This is a genomic window from Streptomyces sp. NBC_01808, assembly GCF_035917395.1.
GTDB lineage: Bacteria > Actinomycetota > Actinomycetes > Streptomycetales > Streptomycetaceae > Streptomyces.
The window spans coordinates 3,307,887-3,325,149 of record NZ_CP109072.1; the positions used below are offsets into that span (position 1 = coordinate 3,307,887).

Genomic DNA, 17,263 nt, shown 5'->3' on the forward strand with positions numbered 1-17,263 from the left:
TACGACCCTCGCAAGGATCGGCCCCGCCCGCCACGCATTTCTCTACGGCCCCGAGAGCCCCGCAGCCCCGGGCGTTACACGGGGCAGGGGTGGTAGTGCAGGCTCAGCGCCTCGTCGACGGCCGTGCTGGTGCGGGTGGAGGCGGCGATGACCTCCTGCCACGAGCCGTACTTGGCGTAGAGCTGGTCGGCCGTCGGGCCGAGGGGGTTGCCGTACTTGGCCTGGTTGCGCTCCTCCAGCACGCGGACCTCCGCGGGCGTCATGCCGGCGCGGGTGATCTCCTTGGCCTGGTTGCGCATGTCGACCAGCTTCCTGGCGACCTCCTCGTCGGACGCGCCGTCCGCCCGCATCCGGGCCTCCGTGCGGCGCATGTCCTCCAGCAGCCCGTGGTAGCGCATCCGCGTCTGCTGGGCCTCGACCTTCTCGTCCCACGGCAGCACCCGGATCCGGCACACGACGGGATCGGGGCTGGGGCACGGCTCGGCGGCCGGGGCGGGCGGTGCGAGCGGGGCGGTGATGACGGAGCCGCAGGCTCCGGCCGGGCAGGCGGCGGCGGGGTCCGCGGCCGGGCCCGCGAGCAGGGCGGCGGCGGTGAGGAGGGGCGCGAAGAGGAGCGTGAGGACGCGCCGGAGACGGTACGCGCCGTGTGGAACGTATGCAGACATACGCGGAGTTTTGCCTCACGTACGCGTACAGTCCCGCAGGCGCACCGGCGACCACCCCACCCGGCGGATGCCCCTCCCGCCGCCGCCCCTCCCCCCGCGCCCGCCGGGGTCAGATCACACCGTCGAGGTCCCGCAGGAGGCGGGCCTTGGAGCGGGCGCCGACCACGGACCGTACGGGCTCGCCGCCCTGGAAGACCAGCAGCGTCGGCACCGCGAGGACGCCGTGCGCGACGGTCGTCCGCGGGTTGTGGTCGACGTCGAGGCGTACGGCCCTGACCCGGTCGCCCAGTTCGGCGGCGAGTGCGCCGATGACCGGGGTGAGCTGCTTGCACGACGGGCACCACTGGGCGGTGAACTGCACCAGCACCGGCACGTCCGCGCGCAGCACCTCCTCGGCGAACGTCTCGTCCGTGACGTACGGAACGCCCTCGTTCTTCGTCTGCGGCGTCGTCCCTGATGTCGTCATGTGGCCTCTCCCGTCAGCCGCCGCACAGCGGCACGTCTCCGTCGGTCCCGCCCGCGCCGCACGGCGTCGGCAGCGCCTCCGCGCGCGCCAGCTGCGCGGTCAGGTGGTCGCGCGCCGCCCGCAGTTCGGCCATCAGCCCGTCCAGCTCGGCGATCTTCCTGCGGTACACCGCGCGCGCGTCGGGGCACGAGTCGCCCGCCGGATGGCCGGCGCGCAGGCACTCCACGAACGGGCGGGTGTCCTCCAGCTCGAAGCCGAAGTCCTGCAGCGTGCGGATCTGCGCGACGAGCCGCAGGGCGTCGTCGCCGTACACGCGGTGGCCGTTGGCGCCGCGGTCGGCGGCGGGCAGCAGCCCGCGCGACTCGTAGTAGCGCAGGGTCCGCGTGCTGACCCCCGCTCTCTCGGCGAGTTCCCCGATGCGCATACGGCCGACATTAGACGTTGACGCCGACGTCAGGACAAGCGCGAGACCCTACGCTTCCGGCCGCCGGGCCAGGAGGTAGGCGCGCGTCGTCTCGGGCTCCTGGGCGTAGTGGGCGCGCTCCAGCGTGGCCTCGACCTCGAAGCCGGCCGCCCCGAGCAGGGCGGCCACCGCCGCCGGCTCCAGGAAGCGGAAGTCCACGTCGACCGGGTGCCCCCACCAGTCGTCCAGGTGCCGCACCTCGGTGCCGACGTGGAACGAGACCAGCAGCCGCCCGCCGGGCCGCAGCACCCGGCGCGCCTCCGTGAACGCTGGCGCCAGCTCGTCCGGTTCGAGGTGGATGACCGAGTACAGCGCGACCGCCGCGCCGAACTCGCCGTCCGCCGCAGGCAGCCGCAGCAGGTCGCCCTCGCGGAACTCCGCCGCCGGATGCTCGCGCCGGGCGAGCGCGACCATGCCGGGCGACAGGTCGATCCCGACCGCCCGCGCCCCGTGCGCCGCGAGCCACCCCGTGACGTGCCCGGGGCCGCAGCCCAGGTCGGCGACCGGGGCGCCGTCCCCGGCCTGCTCCAGGAGCGCCGCGAGCAGCGCCCGGTCCAGCGGCTTGTGCGCCAGCTCACCGCCGACGGTGCCGAGGTAGGTCTCCGCCACGGTGTCGTAGCTGGTCCGGGTCCTGTCGTGCTCTCCCGCGCGCGCCATGGGGCACAGCATCCCACCACGACCGCGCGGTCACGCCAGCGCCCTCGCGCCCTCCCGCCCTCGCGTCCGCGCGGTCACCTCGGCAGCGTCACATCCGCACCGTCACGTCCGTGCCGTCACGTCCGTGCCGGAACCGCGGCCTCCGAGGCGTCGTCCGGCAGCGGCATCGAGTCCATGAAGGAGCTGACCGAGAACACCGCGCGCCCCGCCCCCGGCGGCCCGTACCCCGGAGGGGACGAGAGACCGTGGCTGTCCAGCGCGTCCTGGTACGTCTCCAGCAGCCGGATGTGGTACTCCAGCGGCGCGCCCTCGGGGTTGGCCTTGCCCAGCGGCGTCGTCGGCTCCGGGCACCAGGTGGTGAACCGCGGCACGACCCCGTGCGACATGAAGAAGTCCAGCCCCTCGCGCGTGGACGCGATGGCCTCGTCGACCGTCGTGAAGCCGAACGGCTCGGCCATCTCCACGCCCGCGACGAAGTTGGGGATGACGTTCGAAGGACCGAAGACCTCCGCGGAGTCGAGGATGCGGCGGTGCCACTCGTCGCGGCCGACGTAGCGCTCCTTGCCGGGGCAGTACAGCTCGAACAGCCGCCGGTCCCACACCTCGAAGTTGGGGTGGTAGATCTGCGCGCCGTAGTCGCGGAAGCGCTGCACGTCGGCCTTCGGCAGGGCCTGGGCGACGACCTTGCCGATCCAGCGGCCGGGGAAGCGCTCCTCGATGGCCTTGGCGTACTGGCCGTAGAAGTCGGCCTCGTCCTTGCCGCCGATGTGGGAGGTGACGGCGCCGCCGGTGAGGGTGTACGCGGTGGAGGTCTTCGCGGTGTCGTACCGGTCGATGATCTCCAGCGCCTCCAGCACCTCCTCCACCGGCTTCACGCCCGTGTACGGGCGGCCCGCGGCCTTGTGCTGGCGCCAGTTGTGGTTGATGTCGCAGTACTGGCACTCCTCCTTGGCGCCGAAGTACTGGCAGACGCGGAAGACCGTGAGGTAGATCAGGTAGCCCCACTGGATGGTGGGCGCGACCTCCATGACGGACTTCCCGTTGGCGAGCTTGTGCCGGTAGTAGTCCGGCATCGGCGGCAGCCCGACGTCGGCGATGCGCACGCCGTCGAGGTAGAGCCCGAGGGCGCCGTCGTCGCCGGGCTTCACGCGGTACGGGGACGAGGGGTTGACCCGTACGGAGACGACCGTGCGGCGCAGGTCGTACGGGCCGCCGGTGAGGACGACCTCCTCCGGCGGGCGGTTGAGCGCGGCGGCGCCCAGCTCGGGGAGCGTGCCGTGGTCGAAGGAGAAGATGAAGTACGACTTCGGCTTCACCTCGCCGGAGCCGTCCTCGCCCGCGCCGCTGAGCGCGGAGTCGTCGAAGGCCATCCCGCCGCGCAGCAGGTCTTCCTTGATCACGGCCTCTCTGGGCACGTTCGGGAAGCGGGCCATCAGGCCCTCGACGAGGTCGGTCCGGCTGCGGCCGGATGCGGTGGCTGCGGTGGGCATGTACTTGCTCCTTCCCGGCGTCCGTGGCGGAGCGACGCCGCACCCTCCATTGAACACGGACGGCCTCCCGTCCCGGGCGCCGGGGGAGCGGACGTGCCGCGTCAGCGGGGATCGGCGGGTGCCCCGGGGGCGGCGGTCGCCGCGGCCGGTACGGCTCGTACGGCCACCGCGTCGACCTCGAAGAGCATCTCCGGCAGCGCCAGCGACGCCACTCCGACGAGCGTCTGCGCGGGCGGTGAGTCGCCCCACAGCCGGTGCAGCGCGGCGAGGACGGTCTCCAGCCGCTCGCGGTCCTGGCCGACGACGTACGTGCCGAGGCGCACGACGTCCTCGACGCCGAGCCCGGCGGCCGCCAGTGCGGTGCGGAGGTTGGCGAAGGACCGCTCGACCTGGGTGGCGAAGTCGGCGGAGACGACGGCTCCGGTCTCGTCGGAGGCGTACCGGCCGGCGATGAAGACCGGCCTGCCGGGGGCGGTGGCGACGTGGCTGTAGCCGTATCCGGTCGGGTCGTGGAGCTGCGAGGGGTTGTGGAGCGTGCGGGTCATGGCCGGTATGTCCTTTCGGGTGAATCCGGAACGGGTGCGGGGGTGTTCAGGGTGGCGCCGGGTGGGTTCACGGCGTCTCGGCGGGCGCGGCGGCGCGGGCGGCGGCTTCGCGGGGCCCCGGCCACGGTTGGCTTTCCTGGATATTTGACATCCAGAAAACCCTCTCCCTGCTCCGGCACCGGCCGGTCCGTATCGGAAAAGTCCGTCAGCCGTTCGCGAGCCAGCGCCGCAGCCGCTCGGGCGCGGCGGGCGCCTGCGCCTCCGCCTGCTCCCGCACGTCGTCCAGCGTCTGCCCGGCCAGCTCCCGGCGCCACGCCAGCTCGGCGCGCGCCATCGCGTGCGCGAAGGCGCACGGCAGCCGGTAGCTCGCGGGCGCCCCGCCGCCGGGCCCCTGCTGCCGGATCTCCGCGCAGCGGAACGCCTCGTCGGGGCCCTCGACGGCGGCGACGACGTCCATCAGCGTGATCTGCGCGAGCGGCCGGGCGAGCCGGAAGCCGCCGCGCGGCCCGGATGCGGAGATGACGATGCCGGCCCGGACGAGGGCCTGGAGCTGCTTGTTGAGGTACGGGGCGGGGAGTTCGTGGTACGCGGCGAGGCGGGCCGCCGTCACCGGGCGGTCGGGGCCGGCCCACGCCAGGTTCAGGCAACTGTGCAGCGCCCACTCGACGCCCTCGCTCATCCTCATGATTCTGGATGTTAGAAGTCCAGAATTACCAACGCAAGCAGGAGAACTGCGGAGCCGTGGATACGCACAGCAGACCGTCCGACATCGCGACTAAGCGCCCAAGTCGGTTACTTTTCAGCACAACTGACTTTAGCGGCACACACTCAAATGGCGGATCAAATCCGGATACTCCGGCTACTGTTCTCCTCAAGTCGCAGTAGCTAGAGGGGAGTAGTGCGGATGGGGCCGATGAAGAAGATCCCGGGACAGCGCAGTCCGGTGGAGTGTGCGCGCGCCTTGGACCAGGCACTTGAGGCCCAGCGAGCCCGGACCGCGCTGGTCCGGGCGATCAAGAACGGGGAGGTCGACTGCGTCCAGGCGCTGGAGCGCGCGGCGCGGGACGCCCTGGCCGGGGACATGCTGGCGAAGGACTTCCTGCTGGCGCTGCCGGGCGTGGGTCCCGCGCAGACGGCGAAGCTGATGACGAGGCTGGGCCTGTCGGATACCCGCAGGCTCCGCAGCCTGGCTCCGGTGCAGCGGGAGCTGATCGGCGCGGCGGTACGGAGCTGACTCCGCCGGGGGCGGGGCGTACGGGGGCGGGGGCGCGCTACGCGTGGGGGCCCACTTCCACCCGGCCCAGCGTCAGCTCCGCCCGGCCCTCCATGATCCGGCCCAGCCGTTCCACCTCCCCTTCCAGCGCCCGGCTCTGCCGGGCCGGGAGCCGGTCGAGGGGTTCGGCCGTGACCGTGATCCGGCGGCCCGAGCGGCGCTGGTGCCAGACGCCCCGGCCTGGCCGTCGATGAGCAGCACCGGGAAGTTGCCCGCCTGGCCGCCGGCGAGGGCGCGCTCGTAGGCCCGCCCGGGGAAGAGGAGTTCGCGGGGGCGGCAGGCGATGCCGTACGCGTCGAAGTACGGCAGCAGCCGTACCCCGCGCGGCTCCTCCGCCGGCGCCGCCGCGTCGCCCGCCACCACCCACGACGGCACCCCCGCCAGCTCCACAGGATCGATCTCGGCCGCCTTCGCCCGCGCCGCGAAGAGGTCCCGGGCCCAGCCGGCGGGGGCGGCGAGCCAGCGGGCGAAGTCCTGCGGGGTGGCGGGTCCGTAGGCGTACAGATAGCGGCGCAGGAGGGCGCTCAGCGCCTCCTCCGGTGGCGCGGGGACGAAGCCCGGCAGCCAGCGCTGCGGGCTCGTGTACGTGACCTTCCGGCCGCGGTTCCGCCCGAAGCACAGCGCGCCGCGGTGCGCGGCCAGCGCGGTGGCGGCCCGCCAGCGCGGCCACTTCGTCTGGAACGCGTCCATCACCGGGTCCGCCGCCCACGACCCGGCCCGCTCGGCGAGGGCGTCGGTCAGCTCGTCGACGGTCAGCTCCGCGTCGGCCAGGGCGTCGGCCGCGGCGGCGACGACGGCGTCGGCCTGGTCGGGGGTGAGCAGGCCGAGGGTGCCGCCGCCGTTGCCGGAGCCGGTGGGGAGCGCGCCGAGCGCGCCGGTCCACAGGGGCAGGTCGGCGGCGGGGAGGAGGTGGACGGTGCCGCGGGGGCCGAAGGTCTTCACGACGGTGCGGTCCTCCCACAGCGCGCGGCGTACGTCGGCGCGGGTGGCGTCGGCGAGGCGCATACCGACCGAGAGTTCGGCGGCGGAGAGCACCTGGGCCTGGGCCCCGCAGAGGGCGCGGAGGACGGCGGCGGGGGTGCCGGCGGGGATGTCGCCCGCCACCGTAACGTCCGCCCCCGCGGCGCCCTCCGGCGCCACCCCCGCCGCCAGCCCGCTGCGCGCCAGCCGGCGCGCGCTCGCCTGCGCCCACGTCATCGTCCGCGTACCCATCCGCCGTCTCTCCTCACCGCCGCCGACCCGGATACCGCCGACCCGGATGCCACCGACCGTAGGAGGCTTCAGGTCAGCTTCTGTCCGCAATTCCCCCACACGGCACCCGGCCGACCGCCTTTTACCACCAGCCCCACCCCCACGCGGCCGTTTCCCGCGGAATCGGCCCGCGCCCCCGCGCTCCCCCTCACACTGGGAGCACGGTCGGCGCACGGGGCAGCGGCGCGGGCCGAGGAGGTGGTCGCCGATGGCATGTGGCTCGTGGAACTCCCGCCGTTGCAAGACCAGGCGCTATTGGCGCACGCCGGCGCCGAGACGCTGCGCCACGCGCCCCAGACCGCCCGTACCCAACCGGCACTGCGCCGCGCGCACCCGCCGCCGGACCGCCTGCCGCTGACCAGCGGCCGCGTACCTGGTCAACGTGGTGCAGAGCCCCGACCTCCACCGCATCATGTTCGACGCGGGCTTCGGCCCGCGGTGCCCGTCAGTCCGGGCAGTGCGTCCCGCGCGGCAGTTGGTACGGGGCCGAGATGCGGTACGTGCCGGGGCGCGGGGCGTGCAGCCGGGTCCACTCGCCGGCCTTCGTCACGCAGCCCTCCAGGTTGACGTAGAGCTGCCCGCTCTCCGACCACTCCCGGACCCCGTCGACGTCCGCCCCGTCCGAGCCGTCGCCCTCCAGCACCTGCGGCGCCTCGACGCCCTCGCCGTCCTCGTCGACCAGCCCGAGCCACGGCGAGAACGGCACCCGCACCAGCACGGGACCCGCGTACTTCACGTCGATGACCAGCTCGCCCTCGTCCGCCCGCCGCACCTCCGCGGGCGCCTCGACCAGCGGCGTGGGGTCGTTGACCCGGAACAGCCGCCAGTTCGCGTCCGCCCAGATCTCCGTCAGGTACGGCTGCCCCTTGGCGACGATCTTCGCCTCCTCGTGCGCCCCGGTGTCCGGCCGGTCCTCCACCGGCAGCACCACATACCGCACCGCCCAGGTCTTCAGCCAGGCGTGGTACGTCTTCGGGGTCAGGCTGCCGTCGTAGAAGATCTCGTGCCGGTCCAGGTCCGCCTGCCGGTTCCAGCCGCGCGCCAGGCTCACGTACGGCTGCAGCGCGGACGCCTCCCGGTGGCTGCGTACGGGCACGACCTCGACCCGCCCCGCCTCCGCGTCCACCTGCTGCAACTGGTCCACCAGCGGCGCCAGCTCGCGCGTCCAGGCCGCGGTCGGGCTGGTGAGCACGAGGTCGACCACGGGCTTGACGACCACCCACACGGTGATGGCCGCGAACGCCAGATACGCCGCCCCCACGGAACGCATCAGCCGCGGCGCCGCCTGCCGCGTCCCCGTCTGCGCGATGACCAGCAGCACCGTGCCGCCGAAGATCAGCGCGAGCCGCTCGATGTTGCTGCCGACCGGCGAGGGGATGACCCACGCGCCGAGCGTGCCGAGGAAGTAGATCGCCGCGACGATCCGGACCGTACGCCACGACTCCGGCGCCATCAGCCAGATCAGCGCGGCGGTGATCATCGGCGCCACCGCGGAGATCCACGGCATCGGCATGTTCCCCTGGAACGGGAAGAGCCAGCTCGACAGCGCGACGACCACCGGCGGCGCCGCCCCGAGCAGATACGCCTCGGTGCGCCGCTTCTGCAGGAACAGCCCGGTGGCGACCACCCCGGCGAAGAGCCCGGCCACCGGGCTCGCGGCCGTCGCCAGCATGCTGGTCAGCACGATGGCGGTCCCCCGCCAGCCGCCCACCCGCCGCCGGCCCTTCTCGTCCTTCTCGGCCTTCTCGCCGTGCTCGTCCTCGTCTTCGTCGTCGCGGTCGTCGCGGAAGACCAGCGCGATCGCGACCAGCGCGAAGAGCAGCCCCAGCGCAAACGTCACGCGCCCGGAGGCCGCGTTCCCCACGAGCGCCACGGCGCCGAAGAGCGACGGCACCAGTGGCCGCGGCACGTACCGGCAGCGGGCGAGGATCAGCGCGAGCACACCGGCGGAGAGCGTGCCGGCGAGCACCATGGTCGTCCGCACGCCGAGCACGGCCATCAGATACGGCGAGACGACGCTGTACGAGACCGGATGCATGCCTCCGTACCAGGCGAAGTTGTACGCCGTGGAGGGATGCCGGCCGGCGAACTCGGCCCAGGCGTCCTGCGCGGCCAGGTCGCCGCCCTCGTTGGCGAGGAGCAGCAGCCACAGGATGTGCAGGACGCCGGCGGCGACGAGGGTGGTGAGCACGGGGCGCTGGGCGAGCCAGCGCAGATGGGGCCGGAGGCGCTCGGGCGGGGTGAAGCGCAGCCGGGCGGCGAAGGGGGCGCGGGGGGCGGCGGCTTCCGTACGGAGGGCGCCGCCGCTGTCCTTGACGTCCGTACGTGCAGCGCCGCCACTCGCCTCTGCGGCAACGGACGGGGCCGCGTCGTCCCCGCCGTCCTCTACGCCCTCGCCGCCCCCGTCCGCCGCGCTCTGCCCCTCGGGACCCGCCGGATCGCCGGAGTCGGCGGACGCAGGCGCAGGCCGGCCCCCGTCGGCTCCTGCGGCGGCTCCATCTGCTGATCGGCCGCCGGCCGCGGCTTCGCGATCCGGCTGCACGGTGGTCACTGCGACGACTCCCCGTCTTCCCTTGACGTCCCCGGGGGCGGTGCCAGCGACGCTAGCACGGGCGTACGACGCCCCCGGGCGCTAACCGAGCCTGCTGAGCTTCGCTCCTATGCCAGGCTCCGCCATGTCCTCCGCCAGCGCCACCGGCACCCGCACTTCCCCCTGGCCGGAGCCCATCGTCAGCACCCCGACCCGGTCACCCTTCGCACCCTCGTGCGGCACCTCTCCGGTGCGGTCGGGGCCGAGTTCCAGGCCCACCTTCAGGCCGCCCCAGCCCGGCGCCACGACGTCCTCGGTCGCCACCACAGGGGTCGTACCGCCGAGGCCGTCGTCGACCTCGCCGACGACGTCGCCCTTCTTCACGACGGTCATGTCCGTGAGCGCCTTCTCGCCCGCCGCCATCAACTGGCGGCCGAACTCCATGGCGGTCGGAAGCTGCGGCACCGCGTACTGCCCGAGGACCGCGCCGACGATCAACTGCTGCTCGCCCGCGACCTTCTTCTCGGTGGCGAAGAGGAAGTTGCCGCCGGCCTTGGTGGTCGAGCCGACCTTGATGCCGATGCCGTGCAGCGGAACCATCTTGTTGCTGTTGTCGTGGTCGTCGCCGCGGCTGTCGGTGTAGACGGGCATGGCGACGATCTGCTTGAACAGCGGGTCCTTCATCGCCGCCTTGCCGAGGAGCACCTGGTCCTCGGCGGTGGAGACGGTGGACTCCTTCAGGCCGCTGGGGTCGCTGTACGTGGTGCCGTCCATGCCCAGCTCTTCCGCGGTCCTGTTCATCTCGTCCACGAACGCCTTCATGTCGCCGTCCGAGTGCCAGCGGGCGAGAAGGCGGGCGACGTTGTTGGCGGAGGCGATGAGCAGGGCCTGGAGGGCTTCCTTCTGGCTGAGCTTGGAGTCCGGGTCCAGCTCGACGGTCGTCTCGCCCTCGGAGCTGAGGGCGGCCTCGTCGACGGCGGTGTCGTCGACGGGGATGCTCGCGCCCTGGCCGCCGGGCTTCATGGGGTGGTCGCGCAGGATGATGTAGGCGGTCATGACCTTGGCGACGCTGCCGATCGGCACGGACTTCTGCTTCCCGTACGAACCGAGGCTGCCGAGCCCCGCCACGTCTATCGACGCCTGCCCCTCGCCGGGCCACGGCATCTCGGGGGTACCGCCCTCGAAGGAGTAGCTGGAGGCGGCGGTGAGGGTGAGCGCGGGGGCGGGCAGCGGGCGGAGCATCTGGACCACGCCGAGGACGATCGCGAGCAGGATGACCAGCGGCGTCCAGATCTTCACGCGCCGTACGAGCGTACGGGTGAGGGTCTCGGGCGGCGGCGGGGTGTTGGTCAGCTCGGCGAGCAGGTCGAGCGGCCGCTTCTCCTCGTACGGCGGGAGGGGCTGCTGCTGCGTCCGCTCCCACCCGGGCGGCGAGTCGGGCCCGGCGGCGGGCTCGGGCGGCGCGGAGTCGGGGGCCGCGGCGGGCGCGGGGACCGCCGGGGGCGTCGCGGGGACCGCGGGAGCCGCCGGAGGCATGGTGGGGGGCGGCGGCGGGGCGGCGGGCCTGGGGGGCAGGTCGGCGTCGGTCTTGAGCGGCACGAAGGTGCTGCCGGGGGGCCCGGCGAGCTTCCCGACGGGCGGGGTGCCGGCGGGGCCGTCGTCGCCGGCAGCGTCGGGCACGGCGTCGGCGGGCTCGTCCGCCACGGACACGTCTTCGACGTCACCGGCCACGGCATCGCTGGGCTCGTCGTCGCCGGTCTTCGTCACCCAGGCGGCGACGGCGGCCCGCAGCCGGTCGTCGCTGCTGACCTTGGCGGCGTCGGCCTCGGCGACGAGCCGGAAGCTGGCGGTGGCGGAGTCCTTGGTGCGGGGGCCCGTCGCCGGGGAGCCGATGGAGCCGTCCGGAGCGTCCTCGGAGGACCCGGAACCGGAACCGAGGCCGGAGCGGGACCCGGAGTCCGGGGCGCCCTCGGAGGAGCCGGAGCCGGGACCGGAGTCCGCGGTGTCCCCGGAGCCGCCGGAACCGGCGTCCGCGGCCTCCCGGGCCCGCCCGGGGGCGAGATCGCCCTCCACACGCGCCTCAGCGGCCTCAGAGCCCCCGGACCCACCCGAGCCCTCACGACCCCCACGAGAGCCGCCCAGAGGCCCCTCAGAGCCCTCCCCGGCCCGAGCTCCGGGCACGGAGGCCGCACCGCGGGGTGCGGGGCCGCCGCCCTCGCCCTCCGGCCGGGCCGAACCCGACGTACCCGAGCCAGCGTCATCGGAGGCAACGTCCGCAATCCGGAACACGGCAGTCGCGTCGTCCTTCTGGGCCCTGGGCCCGGACCCGGCGCCCGAGGCACCGGCAGCCGAGCGGGGCTTGCCGGACGCCGTGCCGCCCTCTGCCGCCGCATCCGCGGCCTCCGGCCGGGACGCGCTCTCCGCGCCCGAACCACCGGCAACCGCCGACCCGGCACCGGCCTTCGGCCGGGAGGGGGCCGGCGCGGAGGCGCCTTCGGGCGCGCCCGTCGTCGTGCCGTCCGCTTCGCCGCGCCGCGCCGCAGGTGCGTCGGCGGCCTTCGGCCGGGAAGCGGACCGCGCGCCGGTACCGTCCTCAACGGCCGGATCGCCCTCGGGCTTGGGCGGCCGCGACGTCGACGCAGCACCGGCGGCCGTCGACTTGGGCGCCGCAGCGCCCTTCGCGCTGGCGTCGCCTCGCGACCCAGGTGTGTCCTCGGCTTTCGGCCGGGACGCCGACCGCACGCCGGAACCGTCCGCGTCCGCCGGAGATCCGGCGCCAGCCGCGTCACCCTTGGGCTTCGGCCGCGGCGCAGCACCCGCGGCCGGCGGCTTCGGCGCGGCAGCGTCCTTCGCGGCGGCATCGCCGTCAGGCGCCGCCGACCCGGCGTCGCTCGGTGCGGCGGGCTTCGGGGCGGGCGCCGCGGCGGGGCGCTTGGCCGGGGGTTCGGCCCCCGGGGTCCGCTCGGGCGCCTTGTCGCTCTTCGCCTTGGGCGCGGCCTTCGGCTTCGGGCCGGGCGCCGCCTTCTCGCCGGAGCCCTCCGGCTTCGGCGACCGACCGGGCGTCTTGCCGTCCTTGCTCGCGGGCTTCCCCGCCGCGCCGTCAGCCCCAGCGGGTGTTTTGTCCGCCTTCGGGCGGGAACCGTTCCGTACCGCCGGGCCCTCGGCGGTCGCCGGCTCCGCCGCCTTGCCGCCACCACGCGCCGTGCGCTTCGCGCTCGCCGCGGGCTTGGGCTTCGGTTCGGACGACGCCCCCGACTCCGACCCCGGTCCCGCTTCCGCACCCGGTGCCTTGCCGTCCTCGTCCGCCGGCTTCGCCGCCGCCGCGCTCTTCGGCTTCGTGCCGGAGCCCTCGCCGCGCGCCGGCGTCTTGCCGCCCTTGCTCGCGGGCTTCGGTCGCGACTTCGTCTTTCCGGTCCCGCTCCCGGACTTCGGCCCGTCCTCGGACGCGGACCCGGACTCGCCGCCCGCCGCGGCCGCGTCGTCATCCGCCGCCGCCCCGGGGGCAGTTCGCTCCTCGCCGCCCTGCGCGGGAACCGGCGCCGGGACGGAGGCGTTGTCGGTGGGGGACGTGAACGCCAGGCGTGGGTCGCGTCCGCCGTCCGTATCGCGAGGTTCGTGTTCGTCCACGGTCGCCGACCCCGACGGTTGCTGCTCCTCGGGCCTCCCGGGGGACTCGACCGCCACCGACTTCCTCCTCCTGAGTCACAACCCACAACCGCACAACCGCGTCAACCATGGCGTGGCCACCCACCCTACGGGGACGCGGCCGTCTCTCGCCCGCATCTGAGAGACGAGAACGACATACCTACAGGTTCCCGATCAAAGCGCCCACGCACTCTCGACAGACCAATGTGAGAGGCGTCACCCTGTCATTCATCCACGCGGGGAGGCATGGATGGGCAGGAGCCGCAGAACACTTCCGGAGGAGCTTCTGCTGCTGGCACTGGACCCGGCCACGGGTACCACTGCACAGCCGCAGTCGCTCGACCTCGGCCTGGCAGGAGCACAGCTCGTCGAGCTCGCTCTGGCCGGGCGAATAGCCCCGGACGGGGATCGTATCGCCGTGATACTTCCGCGTCCGACCGGGGACCCCACTTTGGACACAGCGCTCGAGTTGCTGCGTCGCCGGGGCAGTCCCGTGCGCGCGGTGAACTGGATAGGTGGGCCACGTCTGGGGTTGCGCCAGACGTATCTCGCTCATCTGGAGCGCTGCGGCATGGTGCATGCCGTGGAGAGCCAAATGTGCGGGGTACTCCCCACCACTCGATATCAGGCAACCGACACCGCCATCAGCCGGGAGATACGTGCCCGGCTGGACAGTGCGATCCGCACCGGCGTCCCGCCGGACCCGCGGACCGCGGCGCTTGCCGCGCTGGCCCACGCGGTCGGACTCGGCAAGCATCTCTACCCCGGGAACGAGGGGCGCTCCGCGCGCTCCCGGCTCCGGGATCTGATCAGGCACGACCCGATGGGCGGTCTGGTGGCGCACGCCGTGATGGACGTGCAGAACGGCGTCACCGCTCAGCCGCGGCGCACCCCCGGAGGCGGCCGTCCCGCGGCCCGTCCGCCGGCTGTCGCGCAGCCTGCCGGAGTTCCCGCGGGGTCCCGCCGCGCGGGGATGATCCGGACGGCCGCGGTGCGCTGAGCCCGCCCGGCGGTCGCCGCACGCGACGCCGAGTCCGTACGCACGCATCCGCGTACGGGCGAGGCGTGGCACGGCGGTGCGCCGGACCGGGAACGGGAGCCGCAACGCAGGGCCCCGTCCCGTCGAGACCACTCGACGGGACGGGGCCCTGTCCTGCGTTCCGAACGAGTCCGGCCGCCGGCTGCCGTGGGCACAACCGGCGCCCGCCGCCCCATGCCGCGCACATTGTGGGCCAAACCTTCGCCCTCTGCGGCGATTTCGCGACGATCGCAGCGGCACACACTCCGTCGGTGGCAGGCTGCACCCAGTAATGAGATACGTCCGTACGCGGATTACGCACCCGGAGGTGCAACTCCCTTGGCGTCCAACGTCAACCCCACGGTCAGGCGGCGCCGCCTCGGCCAGGAGCTGCGCAGGCTGCGCGAGCAGAAGAACATGACCGCGGAACAGGTCGCCGACCGGCTGCTGGTCTCGCAGTCGAAGATCAGCCGGCTGGAGAACGGGCGGCGCAGCATCAGCCAGCGCGACGTCCGCGACCTGTGCGGGGTGTACGAGGTGGAGGACGAGCTGATCGTCAACTCCCTGATGCAGATGGCGAAGGAATCCCGCCAGCAGGGCTGGTGGAACGCCTTCGGGGACGTGCCGTACAGCGTCTACATCGGCCTGGAGACCGCCGCCGCCTCGCTGCGCATCTATCAGTCGCTCGTCGTGCCGGGGCTGCTGCAGACGCGCGCGTACGCGGAGGCCGTCATCGCCGGCAGTTCGCCGGAGGTGACCGAGGCGGACGCCGAGAAGCGGGTGAATGTGCGGATGCGGCGGCAGGACCGGATAAAGGGTACGGAGCAGCCGCCGCTGCGGCTCTGGGCGGTGTTCGACGAGGCCGCGCTCCAGCGTGTGGTGGGCGGCGCGCAGATCATGCGCGAGCAGTTGGAGCACCTGATCGAGATGTCGCAGTTGCCGCACGTCACGGTGCAGGTGCTGCCGTTCGAGACGGGCGCGCACCCGGGGGTCACGGGGCAGTACGCGATTCTGGAGTTCCCCGAGGAGTCCGACTCCAGCGTGATCTATCTGGAGGGCGTCACCAGCGACCTCTACCTGGAGAAGGGCGACGACGTCCACAACTACAGCGTGATGTACGAGCATTTGCGGGCGCAGGCGCTCAATCCAGAACAGACCCGGAAATTCATCGCGGATACGGCTAAGAAGTACGCCCGCTGATAATCGGGGGCGCGGCCGGGTAGCCCAAAACGGAGGCACGGTACACCCGTAGCCGGACGCTCCGGAAGCGCAGCGGCCTTTCGCCATCCGGTTGAGTGAAAGCCCCCTGACCGGTGGGTTGTTGAGCGGTAGCGTCTCGGCGTCGGGCCGGGGCGTCGGCAACACTCCGGCCTGGAACGGGCAGGACGAAGTTGAGTTCATCATCAACCGGAGAAGAACATGGCAATCGAACTCGGCGCCACCGGCGCCTGGACCAAATCGACCTACTCCGCGGGCAACGGCGAGTGCATCGAGGTGCGTTCGACCGCTCCCGGGCTGGTCTCGGTGCGTGACTCGAAAGTCCCGGACGGGCCGGTCCTGGACTTCACCCCCGAATCCTGGGCCGCATTCGTGGCCGGGGCGACCGGCGGCGCTTTCCATACCGCCTGACCGGCGGTGAATCCGTGAGATAACCGGAATCTGCACAACCGCATATCCGAACGCCCTCTCGACTGGCTCGCCGTCCCGGCCGAGAGGGCCCGGCCTTTTCCGCCAGGCCCGCCGCCCGGCCTCCCGCCTAGCTTGCCACCGGGCTTGCCACCGGGCTTGCCACCGGGCCGAAGACTGAGCCGGGCTGCCGGCCCTGGCGCCACACGCCCGCCGCGAAGGCCGCCGCCGCCTCCAGCAGCCCGGCCCGCTCCAGCCCTCCGCCGTCCACCGGCTCGCCCCCCGCGTCCCGCACGAGCGTCCGCACCACCGCCAGCGCGGCCTCGTCGTCCCCGCACAGCGGCACCGCGACCCGCGCCTCCCCGGGCCCGGGCGGGCTGCACCGCCAGACGTCGGCGGGGGCGAGGTTGAAGCCCTTCACGACATGGGCCCCTTCGGCGAGGCCGGCGATCCGCCGGGCGGCGCCAGCGCGGAGAGGGCAGCGGTCAGCGCGGGTAGCGCAGCAGCCACGCCTCGTTGGGGGCGCTCTCGCCGTGCAGCGCCGGGCCGAGGGTCATCTCCAGGGCGAAGTCGTCCGCCAGTTGGAGGATCGTGCCGCGGCCCTCGACCTCCGCCACCCACGCCGGGGGCAGCGCCGTCTCACCGTGCTGCGCGCCGAGCAGGCTGCCGCACAGCGAGCCGGTGGCGTCGGAGGCGCCGCCGTGGTTGACGGCGAGGAGCAGGCCGTGGCGTACGTCGGTGGCGGCCAGCGCGCAGTACAGGGCGAGGGCGACGGCCTCCGCGGCGCTCTCGCCGCTGCCGAGCAACTCCACCTGCTCCGGGCCCGGCTCCGGGCCCTGGCGGGCGTCGAGCGCGGCGCGCACGGCGGCCGCGGTCTCCTCGTGCCCCGGGCGCCCGGCCAGGATCTCCAGCGCCCGCGCCACCGCCTCCTCCGGCGCGTCGCCGCGGGCGAGGCCGTGCACCACGACGGCGTACGCGCCAGCCGCCAGATAGCCGGTCGGGTGGCCGTGGGTCTGCGTGGCGCACTCGGCGGCGAGCTGGAAGACCAACTGCGGCTCCCAGCCCACCAGCAGCCCGAACGGCGCGGAGCGCACCACGGCCCCGGGGTCCTTCGCCTCCGGGTTGCGGGGCTGCTGGAGGGTGCCCATGCGGTCGTCCGCCAGGCCGCGCAGGCTGGCGCGGGGGGCGCCGCGCTGCGAGTACAGCCACTCCTCGCGGGCGAGCCAGCCGTCCTCGGCCTTGCGCTCGTCGGGGCCCCAGTCCTTCTGCGTGGCGTACCAGCGGCGGTACGCGGTGTGCACGTCGGTCGGCGGGTGCCACCGGCCGCCGTCGCGGCGCACCTGGGCGCGGATGAGGCCGTCGACGGTGAACAGGGTCATCTGGGTGTCGTCGGTGACCGCGCCGCGGCGGCCGTAGGCCGGGGCGAAGTCGGCGGCGCCCTGCGGTCCGTGCTCGGCCCGTATCTCCGCCAGGGAGGCGGCCGCGACGCCGGCGCCCAGGGCGTCGCCTATGGCGCCGCCGAGGAGGCAGCCGCGCACTCTGCTGCGGAAGTCCTGCTGCTCGGCGCGGCCCCAGGTGCGGCGTGCGGTCGTCACTCGGCCACCTCAGTCCGGACGTTCGGTCTCTCGCGGTCA

General features: G+C 73.8%; 16 protein-coding genes and 1 pseudogene. 5 read left to right on the plus strand and 12 right to left on the minus strand.

The window, feature by feature from the left end; genetic code table 11:
* Window positions 1-74 precede the first annotated feature (74 nt).
* From OG946_RS14115 to OG946_RS14145, 7 genes are all read right to left on the minus strand, one after another.
* Window positions 75-665: a hypothetical protein gene (locus OG946_RS14115; RefSeq protein ID WP_326796469.1), complete on the minus strand. Its 591-nt coding sequence runs from the start codon at window positions 663-665 to the stop codon at window positions 75-77.
* Between the two features lie 109 nt (window positions 666-774).
* Window positions 775-1,131: a thioredoxin family protein gene (locus tag OG946_RS14120; RefSeq protein ID WP_326796470.1), complete on the minus strand. Its 357-nt coding sequence runs from the start codon at window positions 1,129-1,131 to the stop codon at window positions 775-777.
* Window positions 1,132-1,144: 13 nt separating this feature from the next.
* The gene (locus OG946_RS14125; protein WP_326796471.1) at window positions 1,145-1,555 is read right to left on the minus strand and encodes a MerR family transcriptional regulator; all 411 of its coding nucleotides are present in this window, start codon (window positions 1,553-1,555) and stop codon (window positions 1,145-1,147) included.
* 48 nt (window positions 1,556-1,603) lie between these two features.
* Window positions 1,604-2,251, minus strand: coding sequence for a class I SAM-dependent methyltransferase (locus OG946_RS14130; protein WP_326796472.1), 648 nt, complete (start codon window positions 2,249-2,251; stop codon window positions 1,604-1,606).
* 116 nt (window positions 2,252-2,367) lie between these two features.
* Window positions 2,368-3,741, minus strand: a complete 1,374-nt coding sequence (locus OG946_RS14135; RefSeq protein ID WP_326796473.1) for a radical SAM protein — start codon at window positions 3,739-3,741, stop codon at window positions 2,368-2,370.
* A 101-nt stretch (window positions 3,742-3,842) separates the two neighbouring features.
* A complete protein-coding gene (locus OG946_RS14140; RefSeq protein WP_326796474.1) occupies window positions 3,843-4,286 on the minus strand; it encodes a RidA family protein in 444 nt (147 codons plus the stop codon).
* Window positions 4,287-4,491: 205 nt separating this feature from the next.
* Window positions 4,492-4,965: an RrF2 family transcriptional regulator gene (locus OG946_RS14145; protein WP_326800245.1), complete on the minus strand. Its 474-nt coding sequence runs from the start codon at window positions 4,963-4,965 to the stop codon at window positions 4,492-4,494.
* A 234-nt stretch (window positions 4,966-5,199) separates the two neighbouring features.
* Here OG946_RS14145 and mihF point away from each other — a divergent pair, with 234 nt between their 5' ends.
* Complete coding sequence (gene mihF / locus OG946_RS14150; protein WP_309505722.1) at window positions 5,200-5,520, plus strand: integration host factor, actinobacterial type; 321 nt, start codon at window positions 5,200-5,202, stop codon at window positions 5,518-5,520.
* A 37-nt stretch (window positions 5,521-5,557) separates the two neighbouring features.
* Here mihF and OG946_RS14155 read toward each other — a convergent pair.
* From OG946_RS14155 to OG946_RS14165, 3 genes and pseudogenes are all read right to left on the minus strand, one after another.
* A pseudogene (locus tag OG946_RS14155) lies at window positions 5,558-6,771 on the minus strand (winged helix DNA-binding domain-containing protein).
* A gap of 484 nt (window positions 6,772-7,255) precedes the next feature.
* Window positions 7,256-9,361 (minus strand): MFS transporter, encoded by a 2,106-nt coding sequence (locus OG946_RS14160; RefSeq protein WP_326796475.1) that lies wholly within the window; start codon window positions 9,359-9,361, stop codon window positions 7,256-7,258.
* A gap of 81 nt (window positions 9,362-9,442) precedes the next feature.
* On the minus strand, window positions 9,443-11,413 hold the full coding sequence (locus OG946_RS14165; RefSeq protein WP_326796476.1) for a D-alanyl-D-alanine carboxypeptidase: 1,971 nt from the start codon (window positions 11,411-11,413) through the stop codon (window positions 9,443-9,445).
* 286 nt (window positions 11,414-11,699) lie between these two features.
* On the opposite strand from OG946_RS14165, the gene OG946_RS14170 reads away from it, so the two are divergent.
* The 4 genes from OG946_RS14170 (at window position 11,700) to OG946_RS14185 (ending at window position 15,632) form a co-directional block, all read left to right on the plus strand.
* Window positions 11,700-13,127, plus strand: a complete 1,428-nt coding sequence (locus tag OG946_RS14170; RefSeq protein WP_326796477.1) for a hypothetical protein — start codon at window positions 11,700-11,702, stop codon at window positions 13,125-13,127.
* Between the two features lie 108 nt (window positions 13,128-13,235).
* Entirely contained in the window at window positions 13,236-13,985 is a 750-nt protein-coding gene (locus OG946_RS14175) for a GOLPH3/VPS74 family protein (protein ID WP_027770634.1), read from the plus strand.
* A 357-nt stretch (window positions 13,986-14,342) separates the two neighbouring features.
* Entirely contained in the window at window positions 14,343-15,203 is an 861-nt protein-coding gene (locus OG946_RS14180; protein WP_326796478.1) for a helix-turn-helix domain-containing protein, read from the plus strand.
* Between the two features lie 219 nt (window positions 15,204-15,422).
* Complete coding sequence (locus OG946_RS14185) at window positions 15,423-15,632, plus strand: DUF397 domain-containing protein (RefSeq protein ID WP_326796479.1); 210 nt, start codon at window positions 15,423-15,425, stop codon at window positions 15,630-15,632.
* 127 nt (window positions 15,633-15,759) lie between these two features.
* Here OG946_RS14185 and OG946_RS14190 read toward each other — a convergent pair whose 3' ends face one another.
* Together OG946_RS14190 and OG946_RS14195 are read right to left on the minus strand one after the other, a co-directional pair.
* Complete coding sequence (locus tag OG946_RS14190; RefSeq protein WP_442814354.1) at window positions 15,760-16,050, minus strand: hypothetical protein; 291 nt, start codon at window positions 16,048-16,050, stop codon at window positions 15,760-15,762.
* A gap of 64 nt (window positions 16,051-16,114) precedes the next feature.
* Window positions 16,115-17,224 (minus strand): ADP-ribosylglycohydrolase family protein, encoded by a 1,110-nt coding sequence (locus OG946_RS14195; RefSeq protein ID WP_326796480.1) that lies wholly within the window; start codon window positions 17,222-17,224, stop codon window positions 16,115-16,117.
* Window positions 17,225-17,263 lie beyond the last annotated feature (39 nt).